The 14,675-nt window shown below is 59.0% G+C and carries 13 protein-coding genes; 1 reads left to right on the top strand and 12 read right to left on the bottom strand.

The annotated features are described in order from the left end of the window. Window position 1 precedes the first annotated feature (1 nt). The 4 genes from QLQ16_RS04335 to QLQ16_RS04320 all read right to left on the bottom strand — a co-directional run bounded on the left by QLQ16_RS04335 (window position 2) and on the right by QLQ16_RS04320 (window position 4,003). Window positions 2-895: an amidohydrolase family protein gene (locus QLQ16_RS04335; RefSeq protein ID WP_283223453.1), complete on the bottom strand. Its 894-nt coding sequence runs from the start codon at window positions 893-895 to the stop codon at window positions 2-4. Window positions 896-898: 3 nt separating this feature from the next. Further along, complete coding sequence (locus tag QLQ16_RS04330; RefSeq protein ID WP_283223452.1) at window positions 899-1,258, bottom strand: YkvA family protein; 360 nt, start codon at window positions 1,256-1,258, stop codon at window positions 899-901. 11 nt (window positions 1,259-1,269) lie between these two features. Continuing rightward, entirely contained in the window at window positions 1,270-3,360 is a 2,091-nt protein-coding gene (locus QLQ16_RS04325) for an acetoacetate--CoA ligase (RefSeq protein ID WP_283223451.1), read from the bottom strand. An 88-nt stretch (window positions 3,361-3,448) separates the two neighbouring features. Further along, window positions 3,449-4,003: a cob(I)yrinic acid a,c-diamide adenosyltransferase gene (locus tag QLQ16_RS04320; protein WP_283223450.1), complete on the bottom strand. Its 555-nt coding sequence runs from the start codon at window positions 4,001-4,003 to the stop codon at window positions 3,449-3,451. A gap of 154 nt (window positions 4,004-4,157) precedes the next feature. On the opposite strand from QLQ16_RS04320, the gene QLQ16_RS04315 reads away from it, so the two are divergent. Beyond that, a complete protein-coding gene (locus tag QLQ16_RS04315) occupies window positions 4,158-5,585 on the top strand; it encodes an FAD-binding oxidoreductase (protein ID WP_283223449.1) in 1,428 nt (475 codons plus the stop codon). Between the two features lie 43 nt (window positions 5,586-5,628). On the opposite strand, the gene QLQ16_RS04310 is transcribed toward QLQ16_RS04315, so the two are convergent. The 8 genes from QLQ16_RS04310 to QLQ16_RS04275 all read right to left on the bottom strand — a co-directional run bounded on the left by QLQ16_RS04310 (window position 5,629) and on the right by QLQ16_RS04275 (window position 14,599). Then, window positions 5,629-7,299 carry an amidase family protein gene (locus QLQ16_RS04310; RefSeq protein WP_431310375.1) on the bottom strand — a complete coding sequence of 557 codons (1,671 nt, stop codon included), beginning with the start codon at window positions 7,297-7,299 and terminating at the stop codon, window positions 5,629-5,631. A 105-nt stretch (window positions 7,300-7,404) separates the two neighbouring features. Further along, window positions 7,405-8,139, bottom strand: coding sequence for a LuxR C-terminal-related transcriptional regulator (locus QLQ16_RS04305; RefSeq protein ID WP_283223448.1), 735 nt, complete (start codon window positions 8,137-8,139; stop codon window positions 7,405-7,407). A gap of 102 nt (window positions 8,140-8,241) precedes the next feature. After that, complete coding sequence (locus tag QLQ16_RS04300) at window positions 8,242-9,987, bottom strand: ATP-binding protein (protein WP_283223447.1); 1,746 nt, start codon at window positions 9,985-9,987, stop codon at window positions 8,242-8,244. A 2-nt stretch (window positions 9,988-9,989) separates the two neighbouring features. Next, entirely contained in the window at window positions 9,990-11,729 is a 1,740-nt protein-coding gene (locus tag QLQ16_RS04295) for an ATP-binding protein (RefSeq protein WP_283223446.1), read from the bottom strand. Between the two features lie 7 nt (window positions 11,730-11,736). Then, on the bottom strand, window positions 11,737-12,654 hold the full coding sequence (locus QLQ16_RS04290; RefSeq protein ID WP_283223445.1) for a ParB/RepB/Spo0J family partition protein: 918 nt from the start codon (window positions 12,652-12,654) through the stop codon (window positions 11,737-11,739). 2 nt (window positions 12,655-12,656) lie between these two features. Beyond that, window positions 12,657-13,193, bottom strand: coding sequence for an RBBP9/YdeN family alpha/beta hydrolase (locus QLQ16_RS04285; RefSeq protein WP_283223444.1), 537 nt, complete (start codon window positions 13,191-13,193; stop codon window positions 12,657-12,659). Window positions 13,194-13,195: 2 nt separating this feature from the next. Then, entirely contained in the window at window positions 13,196-13,966 is a 771-nt protein-coding gene (locus tag QLQ16_RS04280; RefSeq protein ID WP_283223443.1) for a ParA family protein, read from the bottom strand. An 18-nt stretch (window positions 13,967-13,984) separates the two neighbouring features. Next, window positions 13,985-14,599, bottom strand: coding sequence for a LysE family transporter (locus QLQ16_RS04275; protein WP_283223442.1), 615 nt, complete (start codon window positions 14,597-14,599; stop codon window positions 13,985-13,987). Window positions 14,600-14,675 lie beyond the last annotated feature (76 nt).

The following is a 14,675-nucleotide window of genomic DNA, read 5'->3' as shown; positions in this document are numbered from 1 at the left end:
CTTAAAACCCGAAATGCCGCTTGGGGGAATCCCACAAGATGGCGGCACGTTCGGCCGGTGAAAACTGCGACTCAAACACCTTGAGCATGGGGCCGTAGTCCAGCCGGTACGGTGCTTTGAGGTAGGGCCAGTCAGACGCCCACACGCATTGGTGAACGCCGAAGTTGTGCACCAGGGCATCGGCATACGGGCGCACATCGGGGAACGGGAAACCCGCTTGCGAGAATTTGGCGTAGCCGGAAATCTTGACGACTGCGCGGCCTTCGCGGCCCAGCGCCAGCAGGGTCTGAAACCCCGCTTGCTGCATGTCCTGGTCCAGCGTGGGGCGACCGCAGTGGTCAAACATCATCTTGCCGCCGACGCGCTCCAGCATGGGCATGAAGTCAAGCAACAGGTCTTTTTCGACCTGGAATTGCGCCCACAGGTCCAGCGCTTTCAGGCGCATGAGCAAAGGCTCGATGTCGGCGTAATGTCCAAAACCATGCAGGGCCGGGTTGAAGGCGATGCCGATGACACCGCGTGATTTCAGATCGGCCAGGGTCTCCAGCGGACAGTCGTTGGGCACCACGGCGATGCCTTTGTAGCGGCCTTGGCCCATGGCGATGGCGTCCAGCAGGCAGCGGTTGTCGGTGCCATAGCCCGAGTTGGGTCCCACCAGCAGGGCGTGCGCCACGCCGTGGCAAGCCATGACTTCCAGAAAGTAGCGGGCATCGCCCATCTCTTGCCCGGCAGGGCGGTAGCCCACATCGGGTGCATACGGAAAGCGCTGGGGGTCCAGCACGTGGCAGTGCGAATCGATCTTGCGTTCGTCAAAGATGGCCATGCGGCGCCCGTCAGAAGGTGGCTTGTGGTGTTCGGGCATCACGCCAGACCAAGCCTTGAGGGCCAGACCCATCCATCATGCCAACCAGGCACTCACTTTGTCGCGGGCCTGCTGGCGAACATCGTCGGTCACGTACATGGCCACGGTGAGCACCGCAGACACCAACACCCCGAGGTCGTCCGAGTAGCCCAGCACCGGCGTGATGTCGGGCACCGCGTCGAGGGGCGAGATGAAGTAGGTCAAAGCGCCATAAATGACGGTCTTGGCCCACAGCGGGGTGTCGGGTTTTTGCGCGGCATAAAACAGGCACAGCGCCCGCTCGACCACGTCTTGGCCTGCGGCTTTGGCAAAGTTTTTGAGCTTGTCCCAAAAACTTTTTTCAGAGAAGGTGCTGTGCTCCAGCAGTTTGTCGCCGCTCATGCCGTCGTCCTTCATGCGCCCGTTCCTCAAGCCTTGGCCAAATGTTGCTTGGCCAAATCCACATACCAATCCAGGCAGGCGGGGTTGGCCATGGCGTCTTTGTTGACCACCTTTTCAAGCGGCTGGCCGAGCATGAGTTTTTTGATCGGCAGCTCCTGCTTTTTGCCCGACAGGGTGCGCGGAATTTCGGCAACTTGGAAGATTTCGTTCGGGATGAAGCGCGGACTGAGCGCCACCTTGATGGCGTTGTTGAGCTTGGCCTTGAGCGCATCGTCCAAGGCCGTGCCGGGGCGCAGCACCACAAACAGCGGCATATAGCTTTCTTTGCCCAGGTACTCCAGGTCCACGACCATCGAGTCCATCACTTCGGGCAAGGCTTCGACAGCGCTGTACAGCTCGCTGGTGCCCATGCGCAGGCCGTAGCGGTTGATGGTGGCGTCGCTGCGGCCAAAGATCACGCAGCCTTCGCCCGCGCCTTGGGCATTGCCAATGCGCAGCCAATCGCCGTGGCGCCAAACGCCGCCCATGCTGGCCGGGCCGTCGCCGCCACCGGGCTGGCGGCCATGGCCTGCGGGGTACATCTCAAAGTAGCTCGACAGGTAGCGTGCGTTGTCCTTGTCGCCCCAAAAGAACAGGGGCATGGACGGGATCGGCTGGGTGCAGACCAGCTCGCCGACCTCGCCTTTGACCGGCTCACCGGTTTCGTTCCACGACTCGACGGCTGCGCCCAGCATGCGGCATTGCATGACGCCAGGCTCTTGCGGCAATTCGCGGTGGCCACCCACAAAAGCGCCGGCAAAGTCGGTGCCACCCGAGATGTTGCACCACCAGATGTCGGTGCCGATTTTTTTGAACTGCTCGGTGCCCCAGCTTTGCGTCTCGGGCGACAAGGGCGAGCCGGTGGTGCCCAAGGCCCGCACCCGCGACAAATCGCCGCAGCGGGAAATGTCGAGCCCGGCCTTTTGGCAGTTGGCAAAAAAGGCTGCACCTGCGCCAAAGAAAGTGACTTTTTCTTCAGCGGCCATGCGCCACAAAATGCCCCAGTCGGGGTTGTCCTTGGTGCCGCCGGGGTTGCCGTCGTAGATCACGCAGGTCACGCCGTTGAGCAGACCCGCCACCTGCGCGTTCCACATGACCCAGCCGGTGGAGCTGTACCAGTGGAAGCGCTCGCCCCAGCTGTTGGGGTGGTAGCTACAACCCACATCGTTGTGCAAAATTTTGTTGGCCAGCGCCACGATCACGGTGCCGCCGTGGCCGTGCACGATGGGTTTGGGCAAGCCAGTGGTGCCGCTGGAATAAACAATCCACAGCGGGTGGTCAAAGGGCAACCACAGGGGCTCAAAAGCCTGCACCTGGGCATCGTCCCGCGCAGTGATGACCGACAGGGGCGCGCTGGCGCCCACATCGCAACCCGCAATGTCCACCGTGCCCAGGTTGTCGTGGACGATGACGTGCTGCACGCTGGGCAGGGCGTCTTTGAGTTCCTGCACCACGGCCATGCGGTCAAAGTCGCGGCCGCCGTAGCTGACGCCGTCCACCGCGATCAGCACCTTGGGCTCGATTTGTTTGAAACGGTCGAGCACGGCGTTGGTGCCCATGTCGGGCGCGCAGATGCTCCACACGCCACCCACGCTGACGGTGGCCAAAAAGGCCACCATGGCCTCGGGGATGTTGGGCAAATAGGCGGCCACGCGGTCGCCGGGCTGCACGCCTTGCGCCTGCAAGTGCAGGGCCAAGGCGGCCACCTGGCGGCGCAATTCGGGCCAGCTCATCTCGCGGCGCAGGCCTTTTTCGTTGTGGCTGATGACCGCCTGAAAACCGGCCGCATGGGCCGCTTGCACATGGCGCAGCACCTGGTGGGCGTAATTGGTCTTGGCGCCGTCGAACCAAATCGCGCCGGGCATGGCGTTTTTGGACAAAGCGGCCTTGTGCGGCGTGGGGGACGCCATCTCAAAATAGTCCCAAATGCTTTGCCAAAAGCCTTCAAGATCACTGACCGACCATTTCCAAAGGTCGTTGTACTTTTCAAAGCTGAGGCCACGCTGGTCGCGCAGCCAGTTTTGGTACAGACGGATCTGGGGGACGTAGGGGACAGGGGTCGAAGAAACGGTATTCATGGCAATGAGCGTATCAGCGCCAGTGCCCGGCTGTCACGCCCGACAACCCTTGAAACACGCACCTAGGTGACAGGTGCGCACAGGGGCTTCAGCCCTTCATGCGCTGGCTTTTCCAGTACACATCGTCGCCGCCGTTCATGCGGTTGAGCACACGGGCGAGCACAAACATCAAATCTGAAAGACGGTTGAGGTACTGGCGAGGCGTGTCGTTGATGGACTCTTCGTTGCCCAGCGCCACACAAGCGCGCTCGGCCCGGCGGGCCACGGTGCGGCACACATGGGCCAGTGCGGCCCCACGGGTGCCTGCGGGCAAGATGAATTCTTCCAGTTTGGGCAGCTGCGCGTTGTAAGTGGCCAAGGCATCGTCCAAAGCAGTCACCGCCTCTTCTTTGAGCAGCTCAAAGCCCGGAATGGACAACTCGCCGCCCAGATTGAACAGTTGGTGCTGGACTTCGACCAAGACCTCACGCACATCGGCGGGCATGTCTTCGCACAGCAAGACGCCGATGTTGGAGTTGAGCTCGTCCACCTCGCCCATGGCATGCACACGCAGGCTGTTTTTGGACACGCGCTGGTTGTTGCCCAGGCCGGTGGTGCCGTTGTCGCCGGTGCGGGTGGCGATTTGTGTGAGTCGGTTGCCCATGAAGCTGTCCTGTCGATCGATCGTTTCGAATATAGACGGATTGTCGGCCAAGACCCCTCGCCTTGTCTGACAAAGGACAGCGGCCAGGGGCGCGCAGGCGTAAACTGCTTGACTCGACACCCCGGTGGCTGCGCCACCGCCCAGGAGACACCCCATGAATGCCCCCACCCCTGCCGCCCACCTGGCCCCCGAAGTCGCACAGCGCGCTGTGCCTGAAGCCTTTTTGACGGCGCTCAAGGCCCGCTTTGGTGACAACTGCTCGACCGCCTTGGTGATCCGCGAGCAGCATGGGCGCGACGAGTCGGCCTTCACCCATGTGCCGCCACCGGCTGCGGTGGTGTTTGCCGAGAACACCCAAGACGTGGCCGATGCCGTGAAGCTGTGCGCCGAGCACAAGGTGCCTGTCATTCCATTCGGTGTGGGCTCTTCACTCGAAGGCCATTTGCTGGCGGTGCAAGGCGGCATCAGCATTGACCTCACGCGCATGAACAAGGTGCTGTCCATCAACGCCGAAGACCTGACGGTGACGGTGCAGCCGGGCGTGACGCGCAAACAGCTCAACGAAGAAATCAAATCGACCGGGCTGTTCTTCCCGATCGACCCGGGCGCGGACGCCACCATTGGCGGCATGAGCGCCACGCGCGCCAGCGGCACCAACGCCGTGCGCTACGGCACCATGCGCGAAAACGTGCTGGCGCTCGAAGTGGTCACCTCGTCGGGCGAGATCATCCGCACCGGCACCCGCGCCAAAAAATCGAGCGCCGGTTACGACCTGACGCGGCTGATGGTGGGCAGCGAAGGCACGCTGGGCGTGATGACCGAAATCACCGTGCGCCTTTACCCCTTGCCAGAAGCCATCTCGGCGGCCATTTGCTCCTTCCCCAGCATCGAGGCGGCGGTGCGCACCGTGATTCAGACCATCCAACTGGGCGTGCCGATTGCCCGCGTAGAGCTGATCGACCACAACACCGTGCGCATGGTCAACGCCTATGCCAAGCTGGGCCTGCGCGAAGAGGCGCTGCTGCTGATGGAATTCCACGGCTCGCCAGCGGGCGTGAAAGAACAAGCCGAGACGGTGCAAGAAATTGCCAGCGAATTCGGTGGCAATGCCTTTGAATGGGCCACCACGCCCGAGGAACGCACCCGCTTGTGGACGGCGCGGCACAACGCCTACTTTGCTGCTGTGCAAAGCCGCCCTGGTTGCCGCGCCATCAGCACCGACACCTGTGTGCCCATCAGCCGCTTGGCCGATTGCCTGCTCGACTCCATCACCGAAACCGATGCCAGCGGCCTGCCTTACTTTTTGGTCGGCCATGTGGGTGACGGCAACTTCCACTTCGGCTATTTGATCGACCCGAACAACCCCGAGGAATGCGCCACCGCCGAAGCCTTGAACCAGCAACTGGTCAGCCGCGCCCTGCGCTTGGGTGGCACCTGCACCGGCGAGCACGGCATCGGCCTGCACAAGATGGACTTTTTGCGCACCGAAACCGGCGAAGGCGCGGTGGACATGATGCGCACCATCAAGCGGGCGCTGGACCCGCACAACATCATGAACCCGGGGAAGATTTTCTCGATGTGAACTTGCGCAAGGCCTGGTCACAGGCCTTGCGCACGTCAGGGCATCAGATCGCTGGTGCCTTGACCGAACCCCACACCGCTTCCATGGCCATGCCGATGGCCAACAAGTTGGTGTCTGAGCCCAAGGGGCCGTCGATCTCCATGCCCACGGGCAAGCCTGCTGCTGTCAGGCCTGCCGGGATAGACAAGCTAGGAAGGCCAGCATTGGTGCAAGGGTCGGTGTTGAAAATACAGGTGCCAAAGGTGTCGCGTGCGGTTTGCTTTGCGACACCGCCCACGGTGTAGGGGAGTTTTCCTGAGCTGGAGCCTGCCGCTGCATCGATCTTGGGCGCAGCCAAGAGGGTCGTTGGGAACAACACACACTCCACACCTTGTGCCGCAAAGTAGTCTTTGTAGAGCTTTTGCAGTTGTACGCGGCCACCATCGGAAGCCATGATGCCTGCATATGCCGTTGCGAAATTAGCTTTGTTGAATGGCGCTGTAGGTTTTCCATCAATGATTCGAAGGTCGTCATCGTTGAAGAAGCTAAATGCCCCAGCTACATCTGGACTGACGATCTGTTCCCTGATTTCTTTGACAGTGCGTGCTGGCGCGTTGTCTGGGCTGGCAAAGTATTTCGGGATTGCGTCGATGGGTTCATGCAATGCAATCGGGAAAGAAATCGCGTCATTGAGCGCGATGATGCCCTCCAGGTCTTTGTCCACAAACACCACACCCGCATCGGCTAGCTTTTTCTTGGCAGCTTCAGCCACCGTTCTGACGCTGTCATCCAGGTCGGTCCAGAAAGCAGCAGGTATGCCCACTTTCAAGCCCTTGAGGGACTTGGCCGGGGGTACTTCACCACCGGTGATGACGGCATCGAGCAATGCCAGATCGGCCACGGTGCGGGCCATGGGACCGACGGTATCGCGTGTGGTGCTGATCGGCAAGGCGTCGGTCACCGTGTCGAGATAGCGGCGACCCTTGTTGGCACCGTCGCCGACAGAAGGCCGGAAACCGGCGATGCCGCAAAAGGCAGCAGGAATCCGGGTCGAGCCCCCGGTGTCGGTTCCCAGGCCTGCAGGCGCAAAACGTGCCGCGATGGCCACCGCCGTGCCGCCCGAGGAGCCACCGGGGATGCGTGTGTTGTCGTAGGGGTTCTTGCAGGGACGTGCTGCAGCGTCTGACTGGTCAGTGCTCAGGAAGAAGTTGGTGTTGGTGATGCCGAAAGCCCACTCGTGAAGGTTAGATTTGCCCAAAACAATCGCGCCTGCATCGATGAGTTTTTGCAAGGAGGGTGCATTCTTTTTGGGTTGATGGTTACGCAATGAAGGCGTCCCCCCTGTTGTCTTCATGTCTTTGGTGTTGATGTTGTCTTTGACGACAATGGGCAGGCCAGCCAATGCACCGAGTGTCTTACCAGCGGCGCGGTCGGCGTCGACTTTTTTGGCTGCAGCCAATGCGGCAGTTTCGTTCAAGAAGATCATGGCGTTCAGGCCGCTGGCGGCTTTGGCGCGGGCGATCATGGTGCTCATGTAGGTCTCGGCCTTGAGCGTGCCATTTTTGATGTTGGCGACCACCTGTGTGGCGGTCAAGGCCAGCAAAGGATCTTCGGGGGTGTAAGTGCTGTCACCGCCACAAGCCGTCAAGCCTGCGCCAACGCCTCCGAGCATGGCCGCAGCCGACACGGCTGTGGTGTTTTTGAAGAAATTCCGACGGGAAGTGTTTGTGTTCATAAGGGTCTCCGTTTCTGGTTACAACGCCTTGATTGACGTTGAATCCATGCTAGAGAGGCCCCCTGCGCACCACCATCCTTGATCTTCAGGAGGCGCGGCTGGTGCTCACGGTCTGAGTTTGTGGACCAAAGCGGCGCGGTTGTTGACCCCGACTTTGCGGAATGCGTTTTCGAGGTGGGTGCGCACGGTGGTGGTGGAAATGTCAAGTGCGCGGGCAATTTCCTTGTCGGTCATGCCCAGCATGAGCAGACGGGCGGTGTCCTGCTCGCGCGATGTCAGGCGCTGTGACAAGTAGTTCAACGTCATGGACTCGGACGTTTGGCTTCGTTGTGCGCGGGCCAACGCCGTCACAAAAGCCGGCTGCAACATGTCCAGCAGGCGCAATTCGTCCGCGGTGAAATTGTCCCTGCGCTTGTCACGCCAAATGCGCATGTCGCCCAGGTTTTGCCCCTGGTGCCAAGCATAGAGGTTCACGCCCCAGTACAAGCCGTCCTTGTTCAGGAAATCATTGAAGAACTCGGTTTTTTGGAGCGCCTCCATTGGCAGCACATCGGTGGCCCGCACCGCCACCTGATAGCGCTGCATCATGGGCGTGATGGGGTCGTGAAACTGGTAGTAGCTTTCATAAGCACGCAGATTCATCGGATCCATGTTGATCTGAATGGGCTGTGCAAAGCTCAAGGAACCTGGCTGCCAAACAAAGCTGGCGTAATACTGCGCCCCCAGCAACTGCATGACCAAATCGCCCATGATTTCTCGGATTTCTTTCTCCTCATGGGGCTCGGCCAGTGTCTGCATGATCTGACCGAGCAAATTCGTCTGTTTTGCACCCAGGTACATGTTTGCATTCTTTGGTTTGAATTTGTCAAGAATACTACACACCTAGGCGCTGCAGGACGCTTCGGGTTTGCCCTCTCCTCGATTTTGAGGAAATCGGTCGTTTCAGGCGGTGGGCAACAACCGTTCAATCAACCCGCACAAGGCTGTCGGCTCAAACGGTTTGAGCATGACGTCGTTGAGTCCCGCGGCCCTGAATCGGTCCAGATCCTGCGGATTGACGTTGGCCGTCAGGCCCAGCACGGGCACGCGGCTCACTTGGGGCTTGCTGTCCGCCCTCAAAGCGGCCGTGGCGGCAATGCCGTCCATGACGGGCATGACCATGTCCATGAACACCAAGTCCACGTCTTGTGCGTGCAAGATCTTGAGTGCATCCTGACCATTGACGGCTTCCAGAACCGTGCATTCAGACCAAGCGCTTTGCAAAACCTTCTTGACGAGCAAACGGTTGATGGGGTGATCGTCAACGACCAAAAACCGCCATGGCATCTGCGCGGTTTGAATCTCGAGTTTGAGGCTGGTTTTTTTCTGTTCCGGTGCAGGCACCTCGGCAAGGGGCAAGCGCAGCCAAAACCGTGAGCCATGGCCGGGTTCACTCTCAAAGCCAATGTCGCCCTCCAGCAAGTGCGCCAACTTTTGAGAGATGGCCAGGCCAAGGCCATTGCCACCGTAGCGGGCTTGGGTGTCGTCTTCGGCCTGGCTGAAGCGATTGAAGATGTGGGGCTGCCGCGCCGTGGGTATGCCGATACCCGTGTCCTCAACCGAAAACAGCACCCCGGGGTTTTGCCACTGCACGCGCAACACGACCGAGCCCTGATGGGTGAACTTGAGCGCATTGCCGAGCAAATTGACCAAGACCTGCATCAGGCGGTGGCGATCGGTGTGGACCCAGCCGGGCAGCTGTTCGTCCAGTTCGATGCGGTAATGCAGCTCCATGCTGTTGACGCGCGGTTTGAAAAGCTCGAATGCGTGTTCGGCCACGCGGCGCAGCTCAAAGGTTTCGGGCTGGACGACCAACTTGCCAGCCTGCAATTGCGAGTAGTCAAGGATGTCGTTGATCACCGTCATCAGGTGATCGGCCGACTGGCGGGTGTGGTTGAGCACTTTGAGCGCTTCGGGCTTGCCCTCGACCGTGGACAGCAGCAAGGCGTTGAAGCCAAGGATGGCGTTCATGGGCGTGCGCAGCTCATGGCTCACCGTGGCAATGAAGTGCTCACGCGTTTGCAAGGTGAGTTCCAACTCTTGGCGTTTGGCCTCCAGCTCATGCTGATAGCGCAAGCTTCTTTTCAGGGCGATCACATGTTTGCGGTCATAGATGAGCGGCACGATGATCAACATGCCTGTGACCAGACTGAAGGTCACCCAAGATGAAATCGCATGCTCTGGGCCGAGCTCAAAAGCGGGCCCCCAGGCCTGGTAATTGGCCAAGGCCATGGCCGACTGACCCAACCACACCAAACCCAGCCACACCAAGCCAGCACGGCGGCTGATGACGTAGAACGGCGTCAAGGGAAGGATCAACAACCAGGTCAGACGCGGCGAAAAAATACCGCCTGCATTCCAGACTGCATAGGCCAAAACACAAGCGCCTGCAGCCGTGCCCAGGTGAACGCCCCATGACAAGGGCATGCCGTAGTTGTACAGCACCAAAAGCAGGACCAACCACGCGGACATCGACAAAAACAGGGGGGTCGCATTGTGGTAAGGGCTGATGGCCGAATACACCAACAAGATGGTGATGACCATGCCGACAAAAAACACGACATAAGGCATTTTGCCTTCGCGGTATGCGACGGGTAGTCGGTCTACCAGCCAGCCCAAAGCACGCTGATAAAGGCTATTGATTGGCATGTTCAGCCTCGCGCTTTCAGAACATGGCGACTGACGCAACGCACCAGTGTTTGCAAATCTATCGGCTTGTCCAACACATCGTCCATGCCCGCGTCCAGGCAACGTTGTCGATCCACCGGATGGGTGTTGGCCGTCAACGCGATGATGGGCATGCTGCGGGTCATGGCGGGAAACCGTTGCCTCACGTGGTGGGTCAAGGCCATGCCATCCATGTCGGGCATGACCATGTCCACCAGTGCCACATCAAAGCCCTGCTCATCCAAAACAAGCAGCGCTTGGGCTGCGGTTTCACAGGTCACGATGGTGGCTTGCGGCCAGCACTTTTGAAGTTGCAAGCGTGCCACCATCAAATTCATCGCGTTGTCATCGACCACCAGAATCTGCAAGGCTTCATCTTCAGACAAGCGTGCCTCTGACGGCTCATGGTTTGATGTTTCTTTGGCTTCCTGCAAAGGAATGTCGAACCAGAAAGTGGCCCCCTCCCCCTCCTGACTGCGCACACCAATTTGTCCACCATGCAGCTGCACCAACTTTTCGCAAATGGACAGCCCCAAGCCCGTGCCGCCATAGGTGCGCGTGGTCTGCATATCGGCGTGTTCAAACCGTTTGAAAATGACCGCTTGCTGGTCTGGCGCAATGCCACGACCTGTATCGCTAATTTCAAAATGCATGCGGCCGTCGCCAGCGCAAATGCTCAATCGAACATGGCCTTGGTCTGTGAATTTGAGCGCATTGCTCAAGAGGTTGCGCAATATTTGCAACAAGCGCGAGCGGTCCGCATTCACGTGAAGGGGCAATGCGGGGTCCAGCTGCCCACCCCAATCAAGCCCTTTGTTTCGGGCTTTTTCGGCGTCTGTTTGCAGCGCCTCGGTCATCAAGTTCTGAAGTTTGAAATCTTCGTGGTGCAAAACCAGTTTGCCCGCCTGCAGCTGAGAAAAATCAAGAATGTCATTGACCACCTGAAGCAAATGCCCAGTCGAGCGACGGATGTGGTCCACCACTTCCACTTGCTCAGGATGGTCTGCCAATTCTTGTCGCAAAACACCATTGAAGCCCAAAATCGCATTCATGGGTGTGCGCAGCTCATGCCCAACCGCCGCGACAAACTCGTCCTTGTGGGCCTGTGCCTGCAGCAAAGCATGGTGGGTGTTTTGCAACTCCAGATTGCGCTCTTCAAGTTGGCCCATTTGCTGGTCGTGCAAATACTCATACAGTCGTACAGCCAGCATCAAATTGCCCATGGCCAAGGCTTGGTTCATGAATGCCCAAGGCACCGCCTGCTGCGTGATGTGGATGTGGCTGTCGAACAAGCCCCATTGCGTACACATCAAAAGCCCCAGGATGGTTGACAGGATCACCAAGATCCACACCACCGCCGCACGGGGACCATCCAACATGAGAACCGGAACAGCCAGAACGTTGAGCCACACCAATGCCGAGGAGTTGATGCCTCCTGATTGGCTGGCGATGTAGGTGACCAAGGCCAAACTGATCATGGTCAGCAGATGCGTCAAAGGAATCAAACCAGATCGCACCCTGACCCAAGGCAACATCATCAGTGTCAACAAAGAAACCGCCAGATTGGCATTGCGGTCGTAATAGCCTGGCGGAATCAAATAAAAGACGAGCGACGTCAAACCCACGGCCAACAAATAAATGACCAGCAGCTTTCGCCGGAAGTGGCGCGAGTCCTCCTCTCCGGCAAAGCCAGTCATCCGTTCGATGAGCCCTGCAATTGCCATGGTGCTGTTATCTGCGCAGTTTTTCGATCAGCCCGTTGAGCTCGTCCAGTGATCCGAACTGAATACTCAACTCGCCCATTTCCTCGATTTTGCCCAGGCGCTTGACGCGTTTTTTGACCCGCACCTCGACTTCGGCCATGAGCAAGTCGGACAGTTCTTCTTCCACGCGGCGGATGTCGCGAGATTTCTCTTTCTTGGGCTTTTGGTGCACCAGGTTGAACTCGGCGCTGAGTTTTTTGACCAAGCTCTCGGCTTCGCGCACCGACAGTTTTTTGGCGGCGATCTGGTTACCGGCGGTGATTTGGGCGGCCTTGTCCAAGGCCAACAAGGCACGGGCATGGCCCATGTCCAGATCGCCCGCCATGAGCATGGTCTGGACCGGGTCGGCCAAATTCAACAAGCGCAAGAGGTTGCTGGCGGCACTGCGCGAGCGGCCGACGGCTTGGGCTGCCGTTTCGTGAGTGAGCCCAAACTCTTTTATCAAGCGTTGCAGGCCTTGGGCTTCTTCCAGAGGGTTCAGGTCTTCGCGCTGGATGTTCTCAATCAGCGCCATGGCTGCGGCCGCCTCGTTGGGCACATCACGCACCAGCACAGGCACGCTCTCCAAGCCCGCCAGCTTGCTGGCGCGAAACCGCCGTTCACCCGCAATGATCTCGTACTTGCCCGCATTCTCCCCATCGGTCAGCAGGCGCACCAAAATTGGCTGCATGATGCCTTGGGCCTTGATCGACTCGGCCAACTCATAAAGCGCCCCCTCGTCCATGCGGGTGCGCGGCTGGTACATGCCCGCCACCATTTGTTCGAGTTTGAGCTGGGAGGGCACACCGGTGTTCGCGGCGCTTGAAGCCGCAGGTGCGTCTTCAACTTTGGGTCCCAACAGGGCTTCGAGTCCGCGCCCGAGGCCCTTGGGTTTTTTGGTGACCATGGTCATTCCTTCATGAGTGTTTGCAAAAGCGTGTGGCCCTCTGGCCAATCGCCCAGCGATGATTCAGCGTTGATGTGCCCGGCCATGCCCAGATCCACCCATTGGGCGCCCCAGTCTTGCGCCAAAGCTTGGGCACGTTCAACGCGGCAAAAAGGGTCGTTCTGACTGCCCACGACAATGCTTTGAAAAGGCAAAGGCTGGCGCACGATGGGCTGCCAGCCAGGCAACTGCTCTTTCAGCTCCGGCGTTTCGACATCGCCAGGAGCCACCAGCAAAGCACCCCTGACGCGCGCCGTGTGCCGCGACACAGTCGCCCAAACCGCCACCTGAATGCACCCCAGACTGTGGGCGGCCAACACCAGCGGGCCGGGCGTATCGATGACGACTTCGTCCAATCGTGCCAGCCAGTCTCCACGACGGGGCCTTTGCCAATCGTTTTGCGCAACCACGGCATGACCATGACGCTGAGCCCACAGCATTTGCCAATGCTCAGGGCCACTGCCCTGCCAGCCCGGCAAGATCAAAACGGTGGCACTCATGCTCAAAGGGTGGGCGCCCGAAGCACCAGCTCACGGGCAAACTCCACATAGGCTTGGCTGCCCTTGGCCGATGCATCAAACACCACGCCGGGCAAGCCATAGCTGGGCGCTTCTGCCAAACGCACATTGCGCGGAATGACAGCATTGAACACCTTGTCACCAAAGTGGGCCTTGAGCTGGTCGCTGACTTGTTGCTGCAAGGTGATGCGCGGATCGAACATGACCCGCAGCAAGCCGATGATCTTGAGGTCCTTGTTGAGGTTGGCGTGCACCTGTTTGATGGTGTTGACCAGATCCGTCAGGCCTTCGAGCGCGAAATACTCGCACTGCATGGGCACGATGACGCCATGGGCCGAACACAAGCCGTTGAGGGTCAGCATAGACAGGGATGGTGGGCAATCGATCAACACAAAGTCGTAGTCGCCTTCGACCGCAGCCAAGGCCATTTTGAGGCGCTGGTCGCGGTGTTCCAAATCCACCAACTCCACCTCGGCACCCGCCAGTTCGCGGTTGGCGCTGAGCACGTCGTAACCGCACTTGTCGGCTTTCACAGCGGCCTCCTTGATAGAGGCCGACTCCAAAAGCACGTCGTAAACGCTGAGTTCGACACTGCGCTTGTCGATGCCCGAGCCCATGGTGGCGTTGCCTTGAGGGTCCAGGTCCACCAGCAACACGCGCTGCCCCACTTTGGCCAGGCCAGCGGCCAGGTTGACGGTGGTGGTGGTTTTGCCGACGCCGCCTTTTTGGTTGGCAATGCAGAAGATTTTGGCCATTGGTGCTGACTCTGGTGATTATTTGGACAAGGCCATCTTGAGGCCAAAACCGATCAGGCAAAAACCTGCCAGCTTTTGCAGAAAACCCGAAAATTTGGGATTGGCCCGAATACGTTCTGCCATATAGTGGGTGATCAAGACCACACCAAAACAATAAACAAAACCCAGAACGGCAATCGTCATGGCCATCACAGCAAAAGTGACCCAACCCTGGTGATTTACCGGGTCAATAAATTGGGGGAAAAATGCAAAGTAAAACATGATCGCCTTGGGGTTGAGCAAGGTGATGAACATGGTTTCCTTGAAGTAGTGCCCTGGCGTGATCTGAATATGTGGGCCTTCGCCGGGCTTGGCCACAACCATCTTGTAGCCCAACCAAGCCAAGTAAGCTGCACCCAACCACTGCAAAACCATGAACAAGGGTAGGTTTGTTTTGAGCATGGCAGCCACACCAGCCACCGTGAGCCACAACAAAATCTGATCACCCAAAAGCAGGCCCAAAACAGAGGCCAAACCACCCGATAACCCCCCCCTGCTGGCCGAGCTGATCAAGGCCAAGTTGCCAGGGCCAGGCAAGAACAAAAGAAGGATAAACGCTGCAGCAAATGCGCCGTAATCCGAGATTCCAAACATGTCTGCACTTTCAGGGGGATGTGACGAGTGTACGTGATGCGTTCTCTAGGATCCACGGCGCATTGTGTTTCACGTG

It is taken from the genome of Limnohabitans lacus, from assembly GCF_030053395.1.
In the GTDB taxonomy this organism is placed as follows: Bacteria; Pseudomonadota; Gammaproteobacteria; order Burkholderiales; family Burkholderiaceae_C; genus Limnohabitans_A; species Limnohabitans_A lacus.
This window is presented reverse-complemented; position numbering and strand designations above follow the sequence as displayed.

Excerpts from the sequence above, each read along its gene's own strand:
- QLQ16_RS04335 (WP_283223453.1), bottom strand. The coding sequence starts at position 895 with ATGGGTCTGGCCCTCAAGGCTTGGTCTGGCGTGATGCCCGAACACCAC.
- QLQ16_RS04330 (WP_283223452.1), bottom strand. The coding sequence starts at position 1,258 with ATGAAGGACGACGGCATGAGCGGCGACAAACTGCTGGAGCACAGCACC.
- QLQ16_RS04325 (WP_283223451.1), bottom strand. The coding sequence starts at position 3,360 with ATGAATACCGTTTCTTCGACCCCTGTCCCCTACGTCCCCCAGATCCGT.
- QLQ16_RS04320 (WP_283223450.1), bottom strand. The coding sequence starts at position 4,003 with ATGGGCAACCGACTCACACAAATCGCCACCCGCACCGGCGACAACGGC.
- QLQ16_RS04315 (WP_283223449.1), top strand. The coding sequence starts at position 4,158 with ATGAATGCCCCCACCCCTGCCGCCCACCTGGCCCCCGAAGTCGCACAG.
- QLQ16_RS04310 (WP_431310375.1), bottom strand. The coding sequence starts at position 7,299 with ATGAACACAAACACTTCCCGTCGGAATTTCTTCAAAAACACCACAGCC.
- QLQ16_RS04305 (WP_283223448.1), bottom strand. The coding sequence starts at position 8,139 with ATGTACCTGGGTGCAAAACAGACGAATTTGCTCGGTCAGATCATGCAG.
- QLQ16_RS04300 (WP_283223447.1), bottom strand. The coding sequence starts at position 9,987 with ATGCCAATCAATAGCCTTTATCAGCGTGCTTTGGGCTGGCTGGTAGAC.
- QLQ16_RS04295 (WP_283223446.1), bottom strand. The coding sequence starts at position 11,729 with ATGGCAATTGCAGGGCTCATCGAACGGATGACTGGCTTTGCCGGAGAG.
- QLQ16_RS04290 (WP_283223445.1), bottom strand. The coding sequence starts at position 12,654 with ATGGTCACCAAAAAACCCAAGGGCCTCGGGCGCGGACTCGAAGCCCTG.
- QLQ16_RS04285 (WP_283223444.1), bottom strand. The coding sequence starts at position 13,193 with ATGAGTGCCACCGTTTTGATCTTGCCGGGCTGGCAGGGCAGTGGCCCT.
- QLQ16_RS04280 (WP_283223443.1), bottom strand. The coding sequence starts at position 13,966 with ATGGCCAAAATCTTCTGCATTGCCAACCAAAAAGGCGGCGTCGGCAAA.
- QLQ16_RS04275 (WP_283223442.1), bottom strand. The coding sequence starts at position 14,599 with ATGTTTGGAATCTCGGATTACGGCGCATTTGCTGCAGCGTTTATCCTT.